Source organism: Pseudarthrobacter sp. SSS035, assembly GCF_023273875.1.
Lineage (GTDB): Bacteria > Actinomycetota > Actinomycetes > Actinomycetales > Micrococcaceae > Arthrobacter.
In genome coordinates, this window is the sequence record NZ_CP096882.1 from 2,011,489 (window position 1) to 2,035,266 (window position 23,778).

General features: G+C 65.4%; 22 protein-coding genes. 11 read left to right on the plus strand and 11 right to left on the minus strand.

All coding sequences use genetic code 11. The annotated features are described in order from the left end of the window. Nucleotides 1-39 precede the first annotated feature (39 nt). Complete coding sequence (locus MUN23_RS09235; protein ID WP_248763515.1) at nt 40-1,512, plus strand: dihydrolipoamide acetyltransferase family protein; 1,473 nt, start codon at nt 40-42, stop codon at nt 1,510-1,512. A gap of 27 nt (nt 1,513-1,539) precedes the next feature. Beyond that, nucleotides 1,540-2,148, plus strand: a complete 609-nt coding sequence (locus MUN23_RS09240; RefSeq protein WP_371876004.1) for a phosphatase PAP2 family protein — start codon at nt 1,540-1,542, stop codon at nt 2,146-2,148. A 16-nt stretch (nt 2,149-2,164) separates the two neighbouring features. Here the strand turns inward: MUN23_RS09240 and MUN23_RS09245 are convergent, their stop codons facing one another. The 5 genes from MUN23_RS09245 to MUN23_RS09265 form a co-directional block, all read right to left on the minus strand. After that, on the minus strand, nt 2,165-2,512 hold the full coding sequence (locus MUN23_RS09245; protein ID WP_248763516.1) for a hypothetical protein: 348 nt from the start codon (nt 2,510-2,512) through the stop codon (nt 2,165-2,167). A gap of 157 nt (nt 2,513-2,669) precedes the next feature. Next, entirely contained in the window at nt 2,670-3,098 is a 429-nt protein-coding gene (locus MUN23_RS09250) for a universal stress protein (protein WP_248763517.1), read from the minus strand. A 53-nt stretch (nt 3,099-3,151) separates the two neighbouring features. Beyond that, nucleotides 3,152-4,456, minus strand: a complete 1,305-nt coding sequence (locus tag MUN23_RS09255) for a PLP-dependent aminotransferase family protein (protein ID WP_248763518.1) — start codon at nt 4,454-4,456, stop codon at nt 3,152-3,154. A 56-nt stretch (nt 4,457-4,512) separates the two neighbouring features. Further along, on the minus strand, nt 4,513-5,391 hold the full coding sequence (locus tag MUN23_RS09260) for a GerMN domain-containing protein (RefSeq protein WP_248763519.1): 879 nt from the start codon (nt 5,389-5,391) through the stop codon (nt 4,513-4,515). A gap of 196 nt (nt 5,392-5,587) precedes the next feature. Further along, nucleotides 5,588-6,145, minus strand: coding sequence for an NAD(P)H-dependent oxidoreductase (locus MUN23_RS09265; protein WP_248763520.1), 558 nt, complete (start codon nt 6,143-6,145; stop codon nt 5,588-5,590). 119 nt (nt 6,146-6,264) lie between these two features. Between MUN23_RS09265 and MUN23_RS09270 the strand changes: the two genes are divergently transcribed. The 7 genes from MUN23_RS09270 (at nt 6,265) to MUN23_RS09300 (ending at nt 16,086) form a co-directional block, all read left to right on the plus strand. Beyond that, nucleotides 6,265-6,873, plus strand: a complete 609-nt coding sequence (locus MUN23_RS09270; RefSeq protein ID WP_248763521.1) for a TetR/AcrR family transcriptional regulator — start codon at nt 6,265-6,267, stop codon at nt 6,871-6,873. A gap of 360 nt (nt 6,874-7,233) precedes the next feature. Next, a complete protein-coding gene (locus MUN23_RS09275; RefSeq protein ID WP_104062879.1) occupies nt 7,234-8,217 on the plus strand; it encodes an ABC transporter permease in 984 nt (327 codons plus the stop codon). Nucleotides 8,218-8,219: 2 nt separating this feature from the next. Then, on the plus strand, nt 8,220-9,194 hold the full coding sequence (locus MUN23_RS09280; protein ID WP_248763522.1) for an ABC transporter permease: 975 nt from the start codon (nt 8,220-8,222) through the stop codon (nt 9,192-9,194). Then, entirely contained in the window at nt 9,191-11,422 is a 2,232-nt protein-coding gene (locus MUN23_RS09285; protein ID WP_248763523.1) for an ABC transporter ATP-binding protein, read from the plus strand. The genes MUN23_RS09280 and MUN23_RS09285 overlap by 4 nt, the downstream gene beginning before the upstream one ends. A gap of 49 nt (nt 11,423-11,471) precedes the next feature. Further along, nucleotides 11,472-13,190: an ABC transporter family substrate-binding protein gene (locus tag MUN23_RS09290; protein WP_058930736.1), complete on the plus strand. Its 1,719-nt coding sequence runs from the start codon at nt 11,472-11,474 to the stop codon at nt 13,188-13,190. Between the two features lie 109 nt (nt 13,191-13,299). Continuing rightward, nucleotides 13,300-14,370: a Gfo/Idh/MocA family oxidoreductase gene (locus tag MUN23_RS09295; RefSeq protein ID WP_248763524.1), complete on the plus strand. Its 1,071-nt coding sequence runs from the start codon at nt 13,300-13,302 to the stop codon at nt 14,368-14,370. A gap of 171 nt (nt 14,371-14,541) precedes the next feature. Further along, nucleotides 14,542-16,086 (plus strand): S8 family serine peptidase, encoded by a 1,545-nt coding sequence (locus MUN23_RS09300; RefSeq protein ID WP_248763525.1) that lies wholly within the window; start codon nt 14,542-14,544, stop codon nt 16,084-16,086. Nucleotides 16,087-16,290: 204 nt separating this feature from the next. Here the strand turns inward: MUN23_RS09300 and ald are convergent, their stop codons facing one another. Next, nucleotides 16,291-17,409, minus strand: a complete 1,119-nt coding sequence (gene ald, locus MUN23_RS09305) for an alanine dehydrogenase (protein WP_248763526.1) — start codon at nt 17,407-17,409, stop codon at nt 16,291-16,293. 233 nt (nt 17,410-17,642) lie between these two features. On the opposite strand from ald, the gene MUN23_RS09310 reads away from it, so the two are divergent. Then, a complete protein-coding gene (locus MUN23_RS09310) occupies nt 17,643-18,860 on the plus strand; it encodes a CdaR family transcriptional regulator (RefSeq protein ID WP_248763527.1) in 1,218 nt (405 codons plus the stop codon). A gap of 30 nt (nt 18,861-18,890) precedes the next feature. On the opposite strand, the gene MUN23_RS09315 is transcribed toward MUN23_RS09310, so the two are convergent. The 5 genes from MUN23_RS09315 to ptsP form a co-directional block, all read right to left on the minus strand. Then, complete coding sequence (locus MUN23_RS09315; protein ID WP_248763528.1) at nt 18,891-19,478, minus strand: antibiotic biosynthesis monooxygenase; 588 nt, start codon at nt 19,476-19,478, stop codon at nt 18,891-18,893. A 61-nt stretch (nt 19,479-19,539) separates the two neighbouring features. Continuing rightward, nucleotides 19,540-19,917: a helix-turn-helix domain-containing protein gene (locus MUN23_RS09320; protein ID WP_248763529.1), complete on the minus strand. Its 378-nt coding sequence runs from the start codon at nt 19,915-19,917 to the stop codon at nt 19,540-19,542. Nucleotides 19,918-19,955: 38 nt separating this feature from the next. Then, nucleotides 19,956-20,693 carry a hypothetical protein gene (locus tag MUN23_RS09325; protein WP_248763530.1) on the minus strand — a complete coding sequence of 246 codons (738 nt, stop codon included), beginning with the start codon at nt 20,691-20,693 and terminating at the stop codon, nt 19,956-19,958. Between the two features lie 115 nt (nt 20,694-20,808). After that, nucleotides 20,809-21,087 (minus strand): HPr family phosphocarrier protein, encoded by a 279-nt coding sequence (locus MUN23_RS09330; protein ID WP_056341927.1) that lies wholly within the window; start codon nt 21,085-21,087, stop codon nt 20,809-20,811. Nucleotides 21,088-21,166: 79 nt separating this feature from the next. Beyond that, on the minus strand, nt 21,167-22,852 hold the full coding sequence (ptsP, locus tag MUN23_RS09335) for a phosphoenolpyruvate--protein phosphotransferase (RefSeq protein ID WP_248763531.1): 1,686 nt from the start codon (nt 22,850-22,852) through the stop codon (nt 21,167-21,169). Nucleotides 22,853-23,012: 160 nt separating this feature from the next. Here ptsP and MUN23_RS09340 point away from each other — a divergent pair, with 160 nt between their 5' ends. After that, complete coding sequence (locus MUN23_RS09340; protein WP_248763532.1) at nt 23,013-23,741, plus strand: TetR/AcrR family transcriptional regulator; 729 nt, start codon at nt 23,013-23,015, stop codon at nt 23,739-23,741. The last annotated feature ends 37 nt before the right edge of the window (nt 23,742-23,778 follow it).

Below are 23,778 nucleotides of genomic sequence, written 5' to 3' on the forward strand. Positions count from 1 at the left end.
TCACGCTTCCCGCTCACGCTTGCCGCGAAAGAGGACATCATGACTCTGAACAAGTTCAACCTGCCCGACGTGGGCGAAGGCCTTACCGAGGCGGAAATCGTCGCCTGGAAGGTCAAGCCGGGGGACACCGTTGCCATCAACGACGTCCTGTGCGAGATCGAGACCGCCAAGTCGCTCGTTGAGCTGCCGTCCCCCTTCGCCGGCACCGTCACCGAACTGCTGGTCCCCGAGGGCGTGACCATCGACGTCGGAACCGCCATCATCAGCGTCTCGGACGCCGTCTCCGGTGACCCGACGCCGGCCGATGTCCCGGCTCCGGCCACTCCCGTCCAGCCCCTCTATGGCAAGCTTCCCGCGGACGACGGCGGCACTTCAGGCAGTGCCCTGGCCGGCGGTCCGCTGGTGGGATCGGGCCCCAAGGCCGACGCCGTCAAACGCCGTCCCCGGAAGGCGGCACCCGCCGCCCAGGCCGGGTCAGCCCCGGTCCCAGCGATTTCGACAAGCGCAATCACCGAAAACCCGGTGGTCGAGCCTGTCGAGACCCAGGCGAGCTCAACCAGCGGAATGGTCGATAACCGGCCCACTTTCGGCGGAACGATCACAGGCCTCGTGAACCGCGTCCTGGCCAAGCCTCCTGTCCGCAAGATCGCCCGGGATCTGGGGATCGATCTCGCCGATGTGGTGGCCACCGGCTCCCGCGGCGAAGTCACGCGCGAGGACCTGGTCAGCTACCAGTCCCAGCGCGATGCAGAGCTGGACCAGGCCGAGGGCTTCTGGGGCAAGGCAGGCAAGCCGCAGGACCAGCGGATTGAACGGATTCCGGTCAAGGGCGTCCGCAAGGCGACGGCCAAGGCGATGGTGGAGTCGGCTTTCTCCGCGCCGCACGTGAGCATCTTTGTTGATGTTGATGCCAGCCGCACCATGGAATTCGTCAAGCGGCTGAAGGCTTCACGCGACTTTGAGGGAATCAGAGTCTCCCCGCTGCTGATCCTTGCCAAGGCCGTCATCTGGGCTGCAGCCCGGAACCCCAGCGTCAACGCCACCTGGGTGGACAACGTGGACGGGACCGATGCTGCGGAGATCCAAGTCAAGCACTACATGAACCTCGGCATCGCCGCAGCCACCCCGCGCGGGCTGATGGTGCCGAACATCAAGGATGCGCAGGACCTTTCGCTCAAGGAGCTCGCGCTGGCCCTGAACAACCTGGCCACCACAGCCCGGGCGGGCAAGACCCAGCCCGCCGAAATGCAGGGCGGAACGCTCACCATCACCAACATCGGTGCGCTTGGCATTGATACCGGAACGCCGATCATCAACCCGGGTGAAGTGGCCATTGTTGCCTTCGGAACCATCAAGCAGAAGCCCTGGGTCCTGGACGGAGAGGTCATCCCGCGCTGGATCACCACCCTCGGCGGCTCCTTTGACCACCGGGTGGTGGACGGGGACCTGTCCGCACGCTTTATGGCCGACGTCGCCGCGATCCTTGAGGAGCCAGCGCTCCTGCTGGACTAGGACGCCGGGACTAAGAACATCAACACCGTGAACCAAACCGCCATTCAGTCCAGGAACCGGGCAGCCAGATGGCTGACAGAGGTATTCCAACCACCGGTGGTGGTGACGCTTCAGCTGCTGGTCAGCCCTGTGGTCGAGGCCGGATTCCCAGGCACCATCGGCTATGGAGCCTTGGCCGTACTGTTTGTGTGCGTACTGCCGCTCGTTGTGCTCCTGGGGCTCGTAAGGCTGGGCAAGGTCACGGACCACCACGTCAGCAACCGCAAACAGCGGGCACCCGTACTGCTCATGGCACTGGCGTCCGTGGCCGCCGGCCTGGTGGTGCTGCAAGCCGCCGGTGCGCCGCGAAGCGTGATGGTCATGGTGCTGGCCATCGTCGGCGGCATCGTTGTGCTGGCCGCCGTGAGCCCCTTCTGGAAGATCAGCGGCCACGCGGCGGCGGTGTCGTCGGCGGCAGTTATTTCCGTCCTGATGCTCGGTCCGGCCTGGCTGCCGTTACTCCTGCTGGTTCCCGCCGTCGGCTGGTCCCGGGTGGTGCTCCGCGCACACACCCTGGCGCAGGTGGTGGCCGGGTCGCTGTTCGGCGGCCTGGTGATGGCGGGCCTGTGGTGGCTTCTGCGCGGCTGGCTCCTCTAGAAGCGGAAGCCTGGTTTCAGTAGCCGTCGGCGGAGTAGGCCGTCATCATCTCGACCATCTCGGGATTACCCGCCATGGCGCCAGCCAAGGCAGGCAATGTGGCGAACATCAGGCCGCCCAGAACCAGGGCAATGCCTGAGAGGGCCGCGAAGAATTTCCAGTCGCCGCGCAGCACGCTCTCCAGGGTCTCCGGCAGAAGCAGCCCCGGCGCGATGAGGTTGGGGGCGCTGTCCACGGAGCCGTCATCCAGCAGCGCAATGACGCGGCCGTTGCCGCGGTCCACCCGCATGGAGCAGATGTGGTTGCCGTGGCGGGCCAGGAGAATGTCGTGGCCTACAAGTTGGCGGCGCTGAAGAGTAAGCAAGAGGGCCCCTTTGGCTGGAGTGGAGAGTGGTTGTCCGCTCCGTTGGGGGCACTTCCATTTTATCGCCTGCCGGGTGCCGAAACCGGGCTTGAAGGGGTGAGAACGGACACCATGCACCCGCGCGCGCTGCGGGTGGTGCATGGTGTCCCGTTGTCAGTTAGTCGGCGTCGTAGGTGTTGGCGATGTAGACGTCGCAGGTGGCGTTGTGGGCCACGCTGTTGGCCACGCTTCCCAGGACCCGGCCAATGCCGCGCATCCGCCGGTTGCCCACCACGATCATCTTGGCGCCCAGGCGCTCGGCTTCCTTGATGAGCGCTTCGGCAGGCTTGCCGCGGGCGGCGGAGTAGGTCACCTTGATGGAACCGGCCAGGGCCTCGGCCACTGTCTTGGCAACATGTTCGGCACCGTCGGCGTCCGAAACGATCCACTGGTCGCTGCCCGAGCCGAAGACCTCGGTGCGGTCGCTGTCGAAGGCTGAGACGACGTGCAGCGAGGCGCCCACGGCGGCGGCGAGATCCCGGGCCGATTCGGCGGCCTTCTTGGCGGTGCCGCTGCCGTCAACGCCAACAACAATAATTCCGCTCATGCTTTGTACTCCTTGTTCAGTATCAATCGTGGCCACACTCAGTCCGGCCAACGTTACAGCGCTGCCAGGGCTTCGCGCAGTACCGGGGCCAAGCGGCGGACACCTTCCTTGATGGCGTCGGGCGGCACCGCGCTGAACGCCAGCCGCAGCTTATTGGACGGCGCATCTGACGAGGTGAAGGCAGCCCCCGGGATAAAGACGACGCCGGCGTCGATCGCCTTCTGCAGCAGGGGATAGGTATCCACGCCTTCCGGCAGCGTGACCCAGACGAAGAAGCCGCCTTCCGGGCTGGTCCAGCTGGTGCCCGCAGGCATGTGTTCGTCCAGGGCTGCGAGCATGGCCGTGCACCGTTCGGCGTAGAGTCCGCGGTAGGTCTCGATCTGGCCCTTCCAGTCATAGTCGCTGAGGTAGGCGGACACCAGCATCTGGTTCAGCGTCGGAGGGCACAGCGTGACAGATTCGGATGCCAGGTAGTAGCGCCGCTGGAGGTGCTCCGGGACCAATGCCCAGCCGATGCGAAGACCGGGGGCGAAGATCTTGGAAAAGGATCCCATGTAGATGACATCGGCGGGGTTGGCCGCGCGGAGCGGTTCCAGCGGTGTCCCGTTGTACCGGAGAAGCCCATACGGGTTGTCTTCCAGCACCAGAATATTCGCGCTCCGGCATATATCAACAACCCGCTGGCGGCGTTCCTGTGCCAGGGTGATTCCTGAGGGGTTGTTGAAGTTGGGGATGGTGTAGAGGAACTTGATGTTCTTCCCGGCTGTCTGGAGGGCGGCGATCCGGGCCTCCAACAGCTCAGGCACCAGGCCGTCGTCGTCCATCTCCACGGCGGCCACCTCCACCTGGTACGCCTCAAACGTATTGAGGGCGCCCACGTAGGTGGGGTTCTCGACCAGCACCACGTCCCCCGGGTTGCAGAAGACCTTGGTGGCCACATCCTGGGCCGACTGGGAGCCTGCGGTGATCACCACATTCCGCGGGACAGCGTCCAGAATTCCTTCTGCCGCCATCACCTCGCAGATCTGGGTGCGCAGTTCTTCCGTGCCCTGCCCGCCGCCGTACTGCAGGGCCGTGAGCCCTTCGTTGGCGATGATGCTTGCCGCCGTGGCGGCCAGCCGCTCAAGCGGAAGGGATTGCAGGTACGGGCTGCCCCCGGCAAGGGACACCAGTCCGGGGCGCATCGAAATGTCGAAAACGTCCCGCACTGCTGACTGCTTAATGTTGGCTGCGCGCTCCGAAAACAGCGCCTCGTGGGGATGGGCGGCGCGGTGGGCGGACGTGGCCGCGCGCTCGATGGCATCAATGGCTTCGGCCGGTAACTGCACTGCGCCGGCATCAAGTGTTTCGTGGCTCACATCTTCAGGATACAGCCGGCAGTTGCCGATAAGGCAACATCTGTTGATCAATTGCGTTACTGGAGGCGTAGTGCCTCGGCGAGCCTCACGCCGTTGACATAGACCTCGGCGCGGATGGCGCCCACCGACGCGACGGCGGTCTGCGTGAGTTGGGCCTCGATGCGCGGGATGTCGCACACCCCCGCCGGACGGAACGAGCCGGACAGGTAGACCGTCACGGCCGTGCCGTCGAAAGTGCCGGACAGGAACGTGAGGGTTGAGCCGGACAGGGCGTTGTACAGGCCGGGGGCCGGTTCTGCAGGGCTGTCCAGCAGGGCGCGCATGGCGTTGGCCAACGGTTCCGTGGAGCCCGCCACGGTGCGGCGGACGCCGGCCAGGCTGTCGTTGCAGCCAAAGCGCACACCTCCGGCCCCGCCGTCGTCGAGCAGCACGTAGTAGGCAGTCACCATCTGGGATCCGCTGGACTGGCCAGGGGCCGGCTGGGCCGGGGGCGGCGCCGAAGGCTCGGGGGCCGGCGAGGGGCTTGCTCCGACGGCACTGGTTGTACCGAATGCCGCGCCGACTCCGGGCGCGGCAGTTCCGGGCGAAGCCGTTCCGGACGAGGGCGTGGTGCCGGAACTCGGCCCGGGTGTTCCGGGCGTCCCGCCGGAGGCGTGGCCAGAGGGCTCGGGGGGTGAAGCGGCGGACTGGCCGGTGGTTTCGGCGGGCACAGCGATGACCGGCGGAGGTGCCTGCGGCTGGGGAATTGGAACCAAGGGCGGGTGGGCGCGGTCAGAGTGTTCAATGGTGGTTGCGCCGGGTGCGACGCTGCTCCCGGCAGACGGGTTGGGGGTGGGGGCGCAGCACCCCAGCCACAGCGGAAGCGTAAGTGCTGCCGCCGTCGCCATCAGCTTTCCGGCGCTCCGCCTGCCTGCCATGTCCGCACCGCGTTCCATCCCGAATGCTTTCCGTGCATTAAACGTTACGGCGGTCCCTCAGCCCTGAAAATGCCCGCGAGGTACCGGTTGGAACAAGACTTGGTCACACGTACGGGCGTGAGCGCCGGTCCGCTCACGGTGCGATAACAAATGCCCCGGCCACCTTGCGGTGCCCGGGGCATTTGGTTGCTTGGCGCTGCTGCGTGCGGCTGCCTTACGCTGCCGGCTGGACGGCGGCGATCGCGTCGAAGACGCCCTTGATCTGCTCCACTACCTCGGCGTCGTCCTTCGGGTGCAGCTCGGCAAAGCGGACCATGGAGCCGGGGACGGCGAGCTTGACGTCCTCAAGCACCTGGGCGCCGGCAATGCCCACTGCCTTGCGGGCTTCGTCCTGTGCCCACACGCCACCGAACTGGCCAAATGCGGTACCGACGACGGCGGTGGGCTTGCCGGAGAGGGCGCCGGCACCGAAGGGGCGGGACAGCCAGTCGATGGCGTTTTTCAGCGATGCGGGCACGGTGCCGTTGTGCTCCGGGGTCACCAGGAGAATGGTGTCGGCGTCGTTGGCTGCTGCGCGGAGGGCGGCGGCCGCGGCGGGAACCTGGCCCTCGACGTCGATGTCCTCGTTATAGAACGGGATGTTGCCCAGGCTTTCGTGGATGACCACGTCAACCTGCTCGGGAGCGTTCAGCTGGATGGCTTCGGCGAGCTTCTGGTTGGTGGATTCGGCGCGGAGGCTGCCAACAAGTGTAAGGACGGTGCTCTTCGACATACGGACTCCTTTAGTGGCCGCGGCGGGACCGCTGGCCGGTGGAAGGGTGGAGGCTTGGTGCCTTCATGGACTAAACGGACCGTAGTCCGATTATTATTCCCGGGTCTAGGATATGGACTGTGAGCTTTATCCCGCTGCTGCCCGGTTCGCTCTCCGGCCCGCCCGCTGAGCGCAGTGATGCTGCCCGGAACCGTGAGCGGCTGTTGGGCGCGGCGCGGGAGCTGATTGCCGAGTGTGGCCCGGACGCCCTGACCATGGACAGGCTGGCCGAGCGGGCCGGCGTGGGCAAGGGCACCGTCTTCCGCCGGTTCGGCAGCCGCGCCGGGCTGATGATGACGCTGCTGAGCGATTCCGAGGCCGCCTTCCAGGCCCGCTTTATGTTCGGCCCGCCGCCCTTGGGGCCGGGCGCCCCGGGCCTGGAGCGGCTGATCGCCTTCGGTGCAGAGCGGATCGCGTATGTGATGGAGCACGGGGACCTGGCGAGGGCGGCCGAGGCTTCGGCCCGCAGCCGGTACGAGGTCCCGGCAGTCAAGCTGTGGCAGCGCCACATCGAGCTCCTCCTCCGGGAGGAGGGCATGGATGCGGATCCGCTGCTGATGGCCATGTCCCTGACCGCAACACTGGATCCGGACCGGCTCCTGCACGCCGTCCGCGTCCACGGTCTGGCGCCCGAGCGGCTGACGGACTCCTGGCGGGAACTTGTTACGCGGGTGGTCCGCGGGCGGTAGGGTACGCCTGAATCCAGTGACTCGTCCAGTCAAATCAGTTCCACTGAATTATTCATAACAATCTGATACGGAGCGCGCGGATTCCGCTCAGGTGCCCGCATTTCGGACGCTACTCTGTGGTAGTTTCCTCTGGAATGTGACCCGCAACATAGTCCACCCGGACTCACTCTGCGCTGGTCGCGGGAGGCCGGCCACACGCTGGTGGAGACCCGGTGGCGGCGAGACCCGTTGCTGGCGGGGAAATCGGAAGGATCTGGAACGTGGATGTAGTGAAGGCAGGAAGTCCGTTGCCAGCCCAGGGTGATCCCCTGGAGTGTTCGTCCATAGTCCCGGCGGCAACGATCCTGAAGTAGCTGCCCCATGATCAGGTACCTCGCCAAGCGCGGCATCACCTACGTTTTCATGATTTTCCTGACCACGTCTGCCGGCTATTTCCTGGCGGTCAGCTCCCTCAAGCCGGCGCTCCTTGAACAGGAGCGGATTCCCCGGCCCACACCCGAGCAGGTAGCCAATTCCATGCGCCTGAAGGGCCTGGACCCGGACCTCAGCCCCTGGGAACGCTACGTTGAGTGGCTCACCGGGATCGTGACCCGGTGGGACTGGGGACGCAGCCCCAACGGCGCGTTCATCAACGCTGAATTCGGCGACCGTGTGTGGATCTCCACCCGGCTCTTCCTTGCATCCATCGTCCTGACCCTTGTCATCGGCGTCGCCCTAGGGGTTTATTCGGCGGCACGGCAGTACAAGTTCCAGGACCGGGTGATCACGTCCTACAGCTACCTCGCGTACATCGTGCCCGCCCCCATCGCCTACTTCCTGGTTCAGCTCGGTGCCATCAACATCAACGAAACCGTCGGGGAGCGCATCTTCTTCGTGACAGGTATCTCCACGCCCGGCATGCAACCCGGGTGGGCACAGTTTGTGGACATGGTGGCCCACTATGCGGTTCCTACCATCGCCATCACGCTCGTCGGCTGGGGTTCGTACCAGATCGCGCAGCGCCAGTACCTGCTGGACAACGTCAATGCGGACTTCGTTCGGACGGCACGGGCCAAGGGGCTCACCCGGAACCAGGCCATCACCCGGCACGCCCTCCGGGTTTCCTTCATCCCGGTCGCCCAAAGCATCGCCTTCACTATCCCGGCCATCTTCGCCGGCGGCTTCTTCGCCGAGAAGATCTTCGCCTGGCCAGGAGTGGGGTCCTGGAGCATTGACGCCATCTCGCTGCAGGATGTGAATGCGGCAACGGCCACCCTCGCCTACGGCTCGGTCATCTTCGCCCTGGGCGCCATCCTCGCCGACTTCGCCACCACGCTTGTTGACCCGAGAGTGAGGGTGCAGTAGCCATGACCAACCTCAACGCCGTTGATCCGGCAGCCGTGGCGCAGGACGCGCACCTCGAAAGCGCCGATGTGGTGATCGCCAAGTCCACCATCATTTTCCGCCGCTTCATGCGGAACAAGACTGCCGTCGCCGGGCTGGCGGTGTTCCTGGGCCTCACCATCTTCTCCTTCGTCGGCGGGTATTTCACTCCTTGGGACAAGGAGACCATCGACCCCTTCAATATCGGCATGCCGCCTTCCGGTGACCACTTCCTCGGCACGTCGCAGGCCGGCATCGACCTCTACGCCATGACTGTCGAAGGCACCAGGATCTCCATCATGATCGGCCTGATCGTGGGCCTCGTATCCGTCCTGGTCGCCGCGGTCTACGGCTGCACCATGGCCTATTTCGGCGGAAAAGTGGACAAGGTGATGCTCTTCGTCCTGGAGGCCCTCATCATGATGCCCGCCCTGCTGGTGGTGGCAGTGGCCACCAGCGGCGGAGGGGACGGCCTGAAGAAGAACCTCCCCAGCTGGCTCCTGCTGATCATCGTGCTCCTGGTGTTCAGCTGGATGGGGACCGCGCGGCTTATCCGCTCCATGTCCATGTCGCTGATGCAGCGGGACTTCGTCAAGGCGGCCCAGTACATGGGCGTCCCGCCGCGGCGCATCGTGTGGCGGCACCTGGTCCCCAACATCGGGTCGCTGCTGGTCCTGGACATCACCCGCGGCGTCACCGGGGCCATTCTGGCCGAAGTGGCGTTCTCCTTCATCGGCATCGGCATCAAGGTGCCGGATGTTAGCCTCGGCGTGCTGATTGGCGGCGCCACGTCCCAGGTCCAGACCTTCCCGTGGATGTTCTGGGTCCCGCTCACTGTGATGTTCCTGCTTACGGGGTCCCTGGCCATGATGAACGATGGCCTGCGCGACGCCTTCGACCCGAGCTCCAGTTCGGTTGGCCGGGCCAAAAAGAACAGCGCAGAGAAGAAGAGCAAATGAGCACCTTCCTTGAGCCGGCTGACCCGGCCCCCACAGCAGCCGAGCGGCTCCACATCGCCGGTCTCCACTCGCCGTCGGACGCGGTCCTGTCCGTCCGGGACCTGAACGTCAGCTTCAACTCCGAAAACGGGGCCGTGCATGCCGTCCGGGGCGTCAACTTCGACCTGATGCCCGGCAAAACGCTGGGAATCGTGGGGGAGTCCGGCTCCGGCAAATCGGTAACATCGCTGGCGATTATGGGCCTGCTTCCCGCCACGGCCGAGATCTCCGGCTCGGTCAGGCTCAAGGGCAAGGAACTGCTGGGCCTCAGCGACAAGGCCATGTGTGCGTACCGTGGCAACGACATCGCCATGGTGTTCCAGGACCCGCTGTCCTCCCTCACTCCGGTGTACACGGTGGGCACCCAGATCACCGAGGCCCTCACTATCCACAACCCGGGCATGAGCAAGGCGGCGAAGGAAACCCGCGCCGTCGAACTCCTGGCAATGGTGGGCATTCCCAGCCCCCGGAACAGGCTCAGGGCTTTTCCGCACGAGTTCTCCGGCGGCATGCGCCAGCGCGTGATGATCGCCATCGCCATCGCCAACAACCCGCGTGTGCTGATCGCAGATGAGCCGACGACGGCACTGGACGTCACCATCCAGGCCCAGGTGCTTGAGGTGCTGCATAAGGCGCAGGAGGAAACGGGCGCCGCCGTCGTGATGATCACGCACGATCTGGGCGTGGTGGCGGGCATCGCCGACGACATCATGGTGATGTACGCCGGCAAGCCGGTGGAAACCGGCAGCGTGGATGACATCTACTACGATCCCCGGATGCCCTACACGATGGGCCTTCTCGGGGCGGTGCCACGCGTGGACGTCGCGGAGAAATCCTCACTGGTCCCCATTGACGGCATCCCGCCGAACCTCCTGCATACCCCCACCGGCTGCTCCTTCGCACCGCGGTGCCCGCTGGTGACCGATGCCTGCCTGGACGGCGAGCCCGCTTTGAGCCCGGTTCCGGGGACTGGTTACCACCAGGCGGCCTGCATCAAATCCGGTTCCCTCGGCGGGGACGTGGATGTCCACGAGATCTTTTCCGCACCGCCGGTCCCGGTTTCGCGCTTTGACCTCATCCCCCGCGGGGAACGCTCAACCGTGCTGGAACTCAAGGATGTCCGCAAGCACTTTCCGCTGACCAAGGGGGCCCTGCTCAAGCGGCGCATTGGCACCGTAAAGGCCGTGGACGGCCTGAGCTTCGACATCCGTGAAGGCGAGTGCTTCTCCATCGTGGGGGAGTCCGGTTCGGGCAAAACCACCACCCTGCTGGAAATCATGGAGTTCCACAAGGACCAGGACGGCGAGGTGATCATCGGCGGCATCAGCAACAAGCAGGCCGCCGACGCCAAGACCAAAAGCGCCATGCGCAAGGAAATGCAGATGGTTTTCCAGGATCCCACCGGCGCCCTGGACCCCCGCTTCACCGTCTACGAGGTCCTGGCCGAGCCGCTCCAGAACGCCGGCATGGATAAGCGGGCCATCAAAAAACGCATCATGGAACTGATGAATCTGGTGGGCCTGCAGCCGGACCACGTCAACCGGTTCCCGAACCAGTTCTCCGGCGGACAGCGGCAGCGCGTGGGCATCGCCCGGGCACTGGCCGTGAACCCCAAACTCGTGGTCCTGGACGAGCCCGTGTCCGCGCTGGATGTCTCGGTCCAGGCCGGCGTCATCAACCTCCTGGACAAGCTCCGCGCGGAGCTGGGCCTCAGCTACCTCATGGTGGCCCACGATCTGTCCGTGGTCCGCCACATCTCCAACCGGGTGGCGGTGATGTACCTGGGGAAGATCGTGGAGATCGGGGAGGTGGACCGGGTTTTCGACAACCCCCGCCACCCGTATACCCGCGCGCTGCTGTCCGCGATCCCAGTCCCGGACCCGCAGTTCGAGCGCACTCGTGAGCGGATCATCCTGCAAGGCGACCTGCCTTCCCCGCTGGATGCCCCGAAGGGCTGCAACTTCGCCACCCGCTGCCCCGTCTTCGCGGCGCTTCCCGCTGCGAAACAGGAGCATTGCCTGACCCTGGAGCCCCCGCTCGAGGCCGTGCAGCCTTCCGCGGCGGTGCAGGTTTTGGAGGCCGGCCCGGCGCCTACACCGGATCAGCAGTTCGCCTGCTTCTTCCCGGATGGTGAACTGGACGAGCACATGCTGGTGGTCCACGAAACGGCGGAACCCCATGCACCCTAGATTTTTTCGACCCATCACAAGCACCACCCGCACCTATGAAGGGAAAACCATGAGGAATCTGACCAAGATCGGCGGCGCAGCGGCCATTGCCGCAGCCCTGGCGTTGACGGCCTGCGGCGGTGGCGGAACACCCACCGGACCGGAAACTGCGAAGGGGCAGGGAACGGGCAGTGATCTGGCCAAGCTCATCAGCATCAACGAGAAGCCGGCCGCTGATCTTGAGCCTGGTGGCAAGGTCACCCTGCCGCTGGGCAGCATCGGGCCGGATTTCAACGGGTTCTCCAACAACGGCAACAGCTCGGACAACTCCGCGATGATGGCCCCGATCAACCCGGTGGCCGTGAACAGTGGCGGCATCGGCGGTTGCTGGAAGGTCGACTTCGTCGGCAAGGCAACGCCGAACAAGGACTTCTGCGAGTCGGTGGAGAGCAAGGTTGTGGACGGCAAGCAGACCGTCACCATCAAGGTCAACGACAAGGCCACGTACAACGACGGCACCCCGATCGACATCAAGGCCTTCCAGAACACCTGGAACATCCTGAAGAGCCCGGATGCCGGATACGACATTGTGAGCTCGGGGGCCTACGAATTCGTTGAGTCCGTCGAGGCTGGCAGCAGCGACAAAGAAATCATCGTCAAGACCACCCAGCCGGTTTACCCCGTGGATTCGCTCTTCTTCGGCCTGATCCACCCGGCCGTGAACACGCCTGCGATCTTCAACGAAGGCTTCGTGGGCGAAATGCATCCGGAATGGATGGCCGGCCCCTTCAAGGTGGACCAGTACGACGCCGCAGCCAAGACCGTCACCATGGTTCCCAACGACAAGTGGTGGGGCACCAAGCCTGTCCTGGAAAGCGTCGTCTTCCGCCAGCTGGAAACCAGCGCACAGATCGCTGCTTTCAAGAACGGCGAGATCGATGCCATGTCCGCCAACACCATCGCCCTGTACAAGCAGCTTGAGGGCACCAAGGACTCCGAGGTCCGCCGTGGCCAGCGCCTCTTCGCCGGTGGCATGAACATCAACGCCCAGAAGATCACCGACGTCGCCGTCCGCGAGGCCATCTTCGCCGCTGTTGACCGCGAAGCCCTCCGCAAGGTCCGCTTCAATGGCTTGAACTGGGAAGAGCCCAGCTCCGGTTCCATGATGGTCCTGCCGTTCTCGGACTACTACCAGGACAACTACCCTGTGAAGGAAACCGGCGCGGACGTTGCCAAGAAGGTCCTGACCGACGCCGGCTACGCGCCGAACGCCGCCGGAATCATGGAGAAGGACGGCAAGCCTGCCGCCTTCAAGATCAGCAACTTCGGTGACGACCCCACCACCCTCGCTTTCACCCAGACCCTGCAGAAGCAGCTCCAGGCCGGCGGCATGGATGTCGGTATTGACCAGCGTGCCTCCGCCGACTTCGGCAAGGTCATCGGCGGCCGCGACTTCGACATGAGCGTCTCCGGCTACACCGTTGGCCCGGATTCCACCGATGCCGTCAAGCAGTACTACGACTCCAAGGTCAACGAAAACGGTCTTGGCGATGCCGAGCTGGACAAGAAGATCGCCGATCTCGCCTCCATCGAGGACAACGCCGAGCGCAACAAGGCAGCCATGGAAGTCGAAAAGGAGCACATGGCCAAGTACTTCTCCATGGGTGTTGTCATGAACGGCCCGCAGATCTCCTTCGTCCGCACCGGCCTGGCCAACTACGGCCCGTCCCTGTTCCAGAGCCTCTCCCAGGTTCCGGACTGGTCCACCCTGGGCTGGATCAAGAAGTAACACCCTCCCTGCAACGCTCTCTCACTTCCGGCAAGTCATCGCGGGAAGTGAGAGAGCGTTTGGCCTTAATGCACACTAACTGCGAGAGCGTGCGGGTACCGTTTCCCCTATGACCTGGACTGAACCCGACCAACGTATCCGGACCGCCGTCGTCGGCTATGGCCTGTCCGGCAGCGTTTTCCACGCGCCCCTCATCGCGGCGGATCCCCGCTACGCGCTGGACGTCATCGCAACGTCCGACGCCGGCCGGCAGGCTGCCGCGACGCAGCGGTACCCCGGCACCAAAACAGTGCCCGACGGCGATGCGGTCCTTGCGCTCGCCAGTGACCTTGATCTTGTGGTGCTGGGGACCCCGCCGGCCACTCACTTCCCGCTGGCGAAGGCCGCCCTGGAGGCCGGGCTCGACGTCGTCGTCGACAAGCCCTTCGCGGTCCGATCTGCCGAGGGGCAGGAACTGATCGCCCTCGCGGAGCGGCTGGGCCGGGTGCTCACGGTCTTCCAGAACCGGCGGTGGGACGGCGATTTCCTCACGGTCCGGAAATTGCTGGCCGGCGAAGCCTTGGGCGCAGTGACCCGCTTTGAGTCCAGCTTCGAGCGCTGGTCCCCGGACATCTCCAAGGCGTGGAAAGCCAGCGCCACGGCGGCGGACGGCGGCGGCGTGCTGTTCGACCTGGGCACGCACCTTATCGACCAGGCGCTTTTGCTTTTCGGTCCAGCCGCCGTGGCCCACGCGGAACTGCAGGCGCGGCGTCCGCACGAGAAGGTGGACGATGACGTTTTCCTGGTGCTCAACCACGAGTCCGGGGTGACCAGCCACCTGAGCATGAACATGCTTTGCGCCCAGCAGGGCCCGCGCTTCCGCATTCTCGGATCCACCGGCGCGTTCACCAAGCACGGGATCGACCCGCAGGAACCGTACATCGTTGCCGGCGGCAGCCCGCTGGACACTGAATACGGCGTTGAGGCACCGGAATGGGCAGGATCCCTGGGCCGCGACGGCCACCTCGATCCGCTGCCCACGGAACCAGGTGCCTACCCCGAGTTCTACCGGCTCCTGGCAGCCAAGATCGACGACGGCGGCGCCACCTCCAAGCTGTCCCTCCCGGTAGACCCGGCAGACGCCGTCGAGGTGCTGAAGATTATCGAATCAGCCCGGGCTTACGAAACCGCCGGCCATTGAAATTGCGTGAGGTGAGTCACTAGGGTCTCTTGTTGCGGGTGACACCGAATTGTTGGGCAGGTGTAGCCCGGAAGGATCCGAGGCAAACAGCCGTCAGGATCGTGATCGATTGACTCTTGCCAGCGGCACCTGCGATCGCGTGGTGCCCGCCGGCAGAATTGGAGCAACACCATGCAAAGATTCACCAAGCTTGTGGCGCCAATCGGGGCACTAGCCCTCGCCATTGGCCTTTCGACCGCCGCGGCTCCTGCGGCGTTGTCGGCCAATGGGCAGCCTGCCAAAACCGGAATGCAGGCAAATGCCCAAGCGGGAAGCCAAACCTACATCGTCCTGTACAAGGCCAACGGGGTTTCCGGCAGGTCGCTTGCGGCTGTGCGGGACGCTGGCGGCACCGTGGTGCAGGCCTATCCGCAGATCGGTGTGGCCATCGTGAAGTCGGACCGCGGCGGCTTTGATGCGGCTCTGCGCGCAGCAGATTCTTCCATTCAGGGGGCCGCTTCCACAGCAGGCTTCGGCGTGGCTGTCGAAGACGACAACTCCGGTGCGGCTGTGGCGGCCATCGACCCCGGAACGCCCGCGCCGGGTGACGACAACCTGGCCGCGCTCCAATGGGATATGGAGCAGATCCAGGCCCCGGCCGCCCGGGCGATCAATGGCGGCAGCGCCTCGGTGGTGGTTGGCGACATCGACACTGGACTGGACTACACGCACCCGGACCTGGCCCCGAATGTTGACTTCTCCAAGAGCGTTTCCTGCGTTGGCGGCGTCCCGGACCAGACCCCGGCGGCCTGGATGGATAACAACGGCCACGGCACCCACACGGCCGGCACCATTGCCGCCGCGAAGAACGACATCGGCATGGTGGGCGTTGCGCCGAACGTGAAGATTGCCGGGATCAAGGCCGGCGACGACGACGGATTCTTCTACCCCGAAGCCGTGGTCTGCGCCTTCATGTGGGCAGGATCGAACGGTATCCAGGTCACCAACAACAGCTACTTTGCCGATCCCTGGCTCTTCAACTGCAAGAATGACCCCACCCAGCGGGCCATCTGGGAGGCCGAGCGCCGGGCCATCAAGTTTGCCCAGCAAAACGGCACCACAATTGTGGCGGCGGAGGGCAACCAGTCCGATGACCTTGCCCATCCCACACAGGATCAGACCAGCCCGGATAACACCACACCTGTCACGCGTGAGATCAGCAACGCCTGCGCCGTGGTGCCCGTAGAAGTGCCTGGAGTCATAGGTGTCACGGCCAACGGCAACAAGTTGTTCAAGTCGTACTACTCCAGTTACGGCATGGGCACCGCCGACGTCGTCGCCCCCGGCGGGGACCGCCGCTTCCAGCTGACTCCGGCCGCCGAAAACGGCCGGGTCCTGTCGACCTGGCCTTCAGCCCTCGCCGCATCCTGTCCCGAGGTGTTGACTGTGACGGACGGAGCCGCCCGCTACTGCTACCTGCAGGGTACCTCCATGGCTGCCCCGCACGTGGCCGGTGTCGCGGCGCTCATTGTGAGCAGCGGAGTCACCAACCCGGGCACCGTGGCATCGCGGATCAACACTACCGCCGACAAGATGGACTGCCCGGCTGACATGAGTGTGTACGCCCCGTTCCCTGCAACGGACAACGGCGCACCCCAGGTGTGCCAGGGCGGTGCCGGCTACAACGGCTTCAACGGCCACGGCCAGGTGAACGCTCTCCGAGCGATCGGCGGTTAAGCAGGTCCGGTGGTTGAGCTTGGCGAAATCCGGGTTTCGGCCAGCGCAACCACCGAACGTCGGAACGGCAGCCATCCAGAAAGCGTGCTCCCCACCAGCACCCTAACCTCTCAAGCTCGGCCAGGGAACCCTGCTGGCGTGGGCCCAAGCGACGAAGGAGCAGCACGCGTTGGATGACTGCCGTTCAGGCGGCGACCTAGAGGACTATGCGGAAACCAGCTCGTGCCAGTCCACCACGAGGGGCAGGTTGTGCGCCTCGGAGACCGAGCGGTGAGCAACCTTGCCGCCGGCGATGTTGAGACCGGCGGCGAGGGACGGGTCGCGGTCGAAGGCGGCCTTGACGCCCAGGTTGGCCAGGGCCACGGCGTAGCGCAGGGTGACGTTGGTCAGCGCGTAGGTGGACGTGTTGGGTACGGCGCCCGGCATGTTGGCAACGCAGTAGAAGATCGTGTTGTGGACCTTGTACGTCGGTTCCTGGTGTGTGGTGGGGTGCGTGTCCTCGAAGCAGCCGCCCTGGTCCACGGCAATGTCCACCAGCACGGAGCCGGGCTTCATGCGGGAGACGAGTTCGTTGCTGACCAGCTTGGGTGCCTTGGCGCCCGGGATCAGCACGGAGCCGATGACGAGGTCGGCGTCGACGACGGACTTCTCGATTTCGTAGGAGTTGGACGCGACCGTCTTGAGCCGGCCCTGGTACTGGGCGTCGAGCTCGCGGAGGCGGTTGATGTTGATGTCCAGGATGGTGACGTCGGCGCCCAGGCCCAGGGCCATCGCGGCGGCGTTGGTGCCGGCGACGCCGGCGCCCAGGACAACAACCTTCGCCGGGCGGACACCCGGTACGCCGCCCAGGAGGACGCCTTTGCCGCCGGCGGGTGCCATCAGGGAGGTGGCGCCGACCTGCACGGACAGGCGGCCGGCAACCTCGGACATGGGGGCCAGCAGCGGCAGGGTGCGGCCTTCCTGCACGGTCTCGTAGGCGATGGCGGTGACGCCGGAGTTGATGAGTTCCTGCGTGAGTTCCGGTTCGGCGGCGAGGTGAAGATAGGTGAAGAGGATCATGCCCTTGCGGAAGCGGTGGTACTCGGCCTTGATGGGTTCCTTGACCTTCATGACCATGTCGGCACGGCCCCAGACGTCGTCGGCCTCGGCAACGATTTCGGCGCCGGCGATCGCGTATTCCTCGTCCGTGATCCCTGAGCCCAAGCCTGCGCCGCGCTCTACCAGGACCGTGTGGCCGTGCGTGCGGAACTCGTGAACGCCAGCAGCGGTGATGGCGACGCGGAATTCGTTGTTCTTGATCTCTTTGGGGACACCGATGATCATTTGTGGCTCCATATTCTCAGGCCGGGTAGGCCCGAAATTGCGGGGGAAGTTGTGATTCCAGAATAAATCCGGTTGTGACCCAACTGACAGGAAAGCAGGGGTCGGGGCGTGTAAGCTCCCCGTGATTCCGGGAATTTCTACTTTCGCGGGTCGACAAATGTTCAGCGTCAGGGCGTCAGGTGTCGCCTGCTGTTCGTTCGCCCGGATGCCTGCCGGAGCAGTAGGGTTACCCCATGCAGCAGGACGTGGAACAACTGGTGGAGCAGGTGGCGCAGAAGCTTGGCCGGGGACTGTCGCTGGAGGACCTGGACGGCCTGCTGCTCGCTTACAGCTCCAACCAGTCCCACGCGGACCGGGTCCGGGTGAACTTTTTGTTGAGCAAGCGGGTCCCGGCCGATGTCAGCGCCTGGCAGCTTTCCCATGGCATCGCCACGGCGGTCCGCCCGGTGGCGATTCCCGCCAACCAGGAGCTGGGGATGCTGGGCCGGGTGTGCGTCCCCTTGATGGTGCGCGGTTTCCGCGTCGGCTACCTCTGGGTGCAGCAGGACTCGGCAGAGGAAAGTCCGACGGCGATCCTCACCCAGTTGCCGGACGTGACCCCGGAGATCGAGCTGCTTTCCGGCCTGCTGCTGGACTCCAACACCGCCGAGTCCGAGTTCCGGCGGGGCCGCGAACGCGAGTTCCTGGCCGCCTGTTCCGGAGAGGCCAACGCGGTGGCCTCCGTGGCGGGCTGGAAGGAAATCCAGGGCAAGGGGCCGTGGCAGATGGTCACGGTGCTCGACGCCGACGGCTGGGCCGGCGGCCCGGATCCCATCGCTTCCACGCTGATCCACCGCTCAGCCGCCCTGCAGGCCACGGTGGGGGTGGACGTGGCGCTGTTCAGCGCCGGCACGGAAACCCATTCGGTGGTGCTGTTCCGTGAGTCGGTGGGCCGGGCAAACCATGCCCAGGTGCTGGTCCACTACCAGCTGGAGCTGGCCAAACGTTCGGGCCGGCCCGTGCACCGCATCATCCTGGGCATCAGCGAGGGTTTTGCCAAGCCGCGCGAGCTTGCCGAGGCCTACCGGCAGTCCCGGCTGGCAGCGCAGGCGGCAGCTGTGGACCTCCAGCTCGGCGAGTTGGTGGACTGCCGTGCCACCGGGGTGTACCAGCTGCTGGCATCGGCAGGCGGGGGAGCTGGCGCCTGGGCTGACTCCGGGTCCGTCTATGTGCGGATGCTGGAGGACCACGACCGTAACGATGAGCTTCTCCCTGTACTTGAGCTCATCTATGACAACGACGGATCGGTCCAGGACGTGGCCACCAAACTCCACCTGCACCGCAGCAGCATCTACAACCGGCTGGGCCGCATCCGGCAGCTCCTGGGCGTGGACCCGCTGAAGGGGATGCCCCGGCTGGAACTCCACGCCGCACTGAAGATGCGGCGCTGGGCGGCGCGCCCGCGGATTTAAGCTCGCGGACTCTGGAACCGACCCGGAGGACTACCGTCCGGCGGAGCCCTTCGCGCGTTTCCTTGGGGCCTGCAGCCACGGCCGAAGCAGCCGCGTGCTCAACGGCAGGAACAGGTACGTCATGATTGGCGTCAGCAGGCAGACGTTCAGCAGCACAGCCAGCGCCAGCGGCCACTGGCCCGTGACCGGGTGCAGCAGGAAGTTTGCCAGCAGGCTGAGCGGGAAGAACGGAAGGAAAATGCCGACGGCCTGCTTCCATCGGGGCGGGACCACAGTCTCCGGCATCGTGATTAACGCATCGCCCGGTTGGTCAAACCACCCCTCGATCCCGGTCCGGTGTTCCACCCGGGTGACTTGCATAAGCCCGCCGGCACTGTCGATCCACCAGTGCCGCTCGTGCGAATCGTCCCAGGCCTGGAGCGAATCGATATCTGCAAAGCGATATATCACGTGCCATTCATCAGAATCCTGCCCGGTTCGGACCCAGCCCGACCCCAAGTAGCCGGGCCATTCACGCGCCAGTTCCTGACCGGCATGTGCCCAGGCGGCAAACTGACGGTGGTAGCCGGGCTGGACGGTGCGGGCAATGGATACGGTGATTGCTTGAGGTCCGGGCACCGGACAATTCTATGTAACACGGGAGGTGAGTTAGTTCCCTTAGGCGTATACCTCGACAGACCTAGGCCTGCTCGCCCTTCTTTTGCTCGTCCAGCCACGCCAAGATGGCCGCGAGCCTGATCCGGCGGTGCGTGCCGCGGTATTCCACGGGGATCTCGCCGCGATCGGTCATGTTGCGCAGGTACGTGTGGGAAATCCCGGCGAGTTCGGCCGCCTGGGAGGTGGTGAGCATTTCCTCCACGCTGCTGACGGTCACCGCTTCGCCGCGGCCCAGCCGGGCGAGCAGGTCGACGACGGCGTCCCTCGCCTCGCCCGGGAGGCGGTGGACCGTGCCGTCCACGAAGACGGTGATGTCGTTGCTGTCCCGGAGGGAACGGGCGAGGTTCTGGGCGTCGTCGGCGGGCAGGCCAGCCGTGACGCGTGGAGCTATCAGTGCCATGCCAGAAGCCTAACCCGCGCGCTTCCTGAGGATTCTGCTCATCCTTCGAATCCGCGGCGGAGCTCTTCTGCGTTCGCCAGCTCCGTGGCAAGCACTTGGCGCGCCTCAGCGTCGAGCTCGAGGGCATCCACCGTATCCAGGACAGCCAGCGCCAATGCGCGGCTTCCGGTCCGCTCGTGCAGCTCGGCGAGGTACACCAGCAGCGGCAGCTTCTCCGCGTCCGTCGCCTCCGGATGCCGCTGGAGCCCGGCCTCGATCACGGAGATGGCCGTCGCCTCGCTGCCACGGGCGTCGCCCTGCCGTGCCGCGTTCAACAGGACCCGGTCGAGCCGCCCTGCCGGGGTAGACGCTGACCCGGACGCACCAGCCGAAGCATCGGAGGCATCCTCGGAATCGCCGAGGGCGCTCACCCGCAGCCAGTTGCCGCCCGGATCCACCACGGAAAAGCCCGCCGTGGTGCCCTGCTTGCGGCGTGGCCGGGTAATCCGCGGAATCCCGGAGATCGGCAACTTTCCGTAGGCGGCCCGCAGTCCGGCGGCGAACTCGTCGAACAGAAGCCCCGTGTCCGGCACCAGGAGGATCACGCTTCCCATGGAATTTTCGGGCTCGAAGCTTTCCAGCCCGAAGAAATGCAGGTCGATTCCGCCACGCTTGAAGCATATGTACGGGTTCGGCCGCTCCTGCCGGTAGGTGACCTGGAAGCCCAAGACCTCGTAGAAGGGCGCCACGTCGTCCAGGCGGCGGCACGGCAGGATGGGGATAGCGCGCTCGTTCATACCCTGAACCTACCCCCGCGAAGCCTTGGCCGCCTCCCGTTTCGATGGTTCCCTGCCCACCAGATGGTTGCGAGCGTCGACCCGGCAGGGAACCATCGAAACGGCCAAGCAGAACCTATTCGGCGTCGAGGTCCGTTTCCAGGAGCTTGACCAGCGAATCCAATGCCGCGTCGGCGCCGTCACCTTCAGCCCGGAGCACCACAACATCGCCCTTGGCGGCGCCCAGGGTCATCAGCGACAGGATGCTGGATGCGTCCAGTGCGTCGTCCTCCGGGTCGCCCTGCATGGCAATCGTGACCTCCACTCCCACGTCTCCGGCGGCTTCGGCAAACAGCGCGGCGGGACGGGCGTGAAGGCCGGAGCGGCTGGCGATGGTGGCGATGCGTTCGGGCATTGTTCCTCCTGGTGGGTGCTTCTTTGTGGCTAGCGGCGGGCGGTGGGTCGAAGGCGGGCGGCTGGTACGAACCGGCCGGTCAGAGGCCGAGTTCCTCGAGGACGGGCAGTTTTTCCCGTACCCAGGCCTTGGCTTCGGTGGCGCTGGGCGCGGACAGGGCCAGCTTGGCCAGCTGCTGCGCCTCGGCCAGCGTGACGGTCTTCAGCACCGCGGCCACGGCGGCCAGGGACCGCGCGGTCATGGAAAGCGTGGTGACACCCAGCCCGGTAAGTACGACGGCGAGGGCCGGGTCAGCGGCCGCCTCACCGCAGACGCCCACGGGTTTGTTGTGGCCTTCCGCGCGGGAGCCTTCCACCGTCAATCCCACGAGGCGCAGCACGGCAGGCTGCCACGGGGTGTTGAGGTTGGCCAGCGGGCCCAGCTGGCGGTCGGCCGCCATGGCGTACTGCGTGAGGTCGTTGGTGCCCAGGCTCGCGAAACCCACCTCGCGCAGGATGGCCTCGGCGGTGAGTGCGGCGGACGGGACTTCAACCATCACGCCGGGCGTCTTGATGCCGGCGTCGGCGCACATTGAGGCGAATCGGGCGGCCTCTTCCGCCGTCGAGATCATGGGGGCCATGACCCACACGTCCGCTTCGGACTGCTTCTCGGCCAAGGCGATGGCTTCCAGCTGGCGGTCCAGCACGCCCGGTGTGGTGAAGTCCGTGCGGTAGCCGCGGACGCCCAGGGCCGGGTTGGGTTCCGTGGAGTCGGTCAGGAAGGGAAGGGGCTTGTCGGCGCCGGCGTCCAGCGTACGAAGAACCACTTTCTTTCCCGGGAACGCGTCAAAAACGCTCTTGTAGGCCGCGGCCTGTTCCTCCACGCTTGGCTCGGTGTCGCGTTCCAGGAAGCAGAATTCGGTGCGGAAGAGGCCCACACCCTGGGCGCCCAGCTTGGCGGCCGCCTCGGCGTCCTTGCCGCCGCCCACATTGGCGAGCAGCGGTACCAGGTGGCCGTCCGCCGTCGTGCCCGTGCCACTGAACTCGGCCAGCAGGGAAGCTGTGGCCGCCCACGCATCCGCTGCGGCACGCAGCGAGCTGTCGGGATCGGCGGTGATGCTGCCTGCGGCGCCGTCAACATAGACTTCCGTGCCGTCAGCGAGTTCGTCCACCCCTACGGCAGCCACAACGGCGGGCAGGCCCAGCGAACGCGCAATGATGGCGGTGTGGGACTGTGGGCCGCCGCCGGCTGTTACGAGTGCCAGGACCTTGTTCGGGTCCAGGGTTGCGGTGTCGGCCGGTGCCAGGTCCTCGGCAACCAGGATGAAGGGCGTGCTGGAGGTGGGGATGCCGGGCGCAGGGACGCCGCGGAGTTCCGCCACGATCCGGGCGCGGACGTCCAGGACGTCGGTGGCGCGTTCGGCCATGTAGCCGCCCAGGTTATGGAGCATCTCCGCGACGGAGGAACCGGATTCCCAGATGGCGCGCTCGCTCGAGAGGCCGCGGGCAATGAGCTTGGCCGCGCCCTTGATCAGCATGGTGTCCTTGGCCATCAGCGCTGTGGCCTCCAGGACGGCCTTGCCATCTCCTGTGGCGTGCGCGGCCCGGGCCTTAAGTTCGTCGTGGACGGACTGAGAGGCTGCCTTGAGCCCGGCCGTGGCTTCTTCGGCGGACGTACCGCCGGCCAGCTGCTCGCCTGCAGGGGGTTCGCTGATCGGTTTGGGCATCTGCCGGACGGTTCCGATGATGCGGCCGGGGCTGACGCCAACTCCTGGGAAGGTCTGCACTGAAGGTCCTCATTCTCTGCCGGTAGCCAGGCCCGCCAAGGTTATCCCGGCGCCATGCCGGGGCCGCCGCGACCACTATGTGCGAGGGCGGAAACGTGCCTGAAAAAATTGTATGTGATTCAGTTCATATAGCAATGCTATAGGTGATAGGGTAGCGGCTATGAGTTTGGATGGCCAGCTTCCCCCCAAAATGCGTCTGTTGCGTGCAGCGGCCGAATTGCTGGCAAAGTCCTCGGGAGCATCCGTCTCCACCCGCCAGATCACGCAGCTGGCAGGGGTTACGGCGCCCACGCTGTACCACCACTTCGGTGACAAGGAAGGTCTCTTCGACGCCGTCGTCGCCGCAGGTTTTGAAGAGTATGTTGCGGGCGAGAGGGACTTCGCCCCGTCCGGAAATCCGCTGGAAGACATCCGGCGGATGTGGGATAACCACGTCCAGTTCGGGCTCAAGCAGCCGGAACTGTACCTGGTGATGTTCGGCAATATCCGTCCGGAAAGCCGCCCTGCCATCGTTGCCGATGCCGAGGCGCTCATGGAGGAGATGCTGAACAAGGCAGCGGCAGCGGGCCAGCTGAACGTCCAGCCGCGCGAAGCAGCCAGGTCCATCCTGGCAGCCAACGTGGGTGTGACCCTGATGCTGATTGCGGAACCCGCCGCCGAACGGAACCTTGAACTGTCCACCATGACCCGGGACGCCATGATCTTTGCGGTGTCTGCGGCACAGGCCGAAGGGGCCGCGCCGGAAGACTCCGGCAAGTCCTCGGTAGTGGTGGCAGCGATTGCCCTGAATGCCGCACTTCAGGCTTCGCACTCAGACCAGCTTTCAAGCTCGGAACTCAAGCTGTTCCTCGAATGGCTTCACCGAATCTCCACCAGCACGTCGTCGTAAGTATCGGACCCATCCTGCGCTGCAGCAGGAATGACGG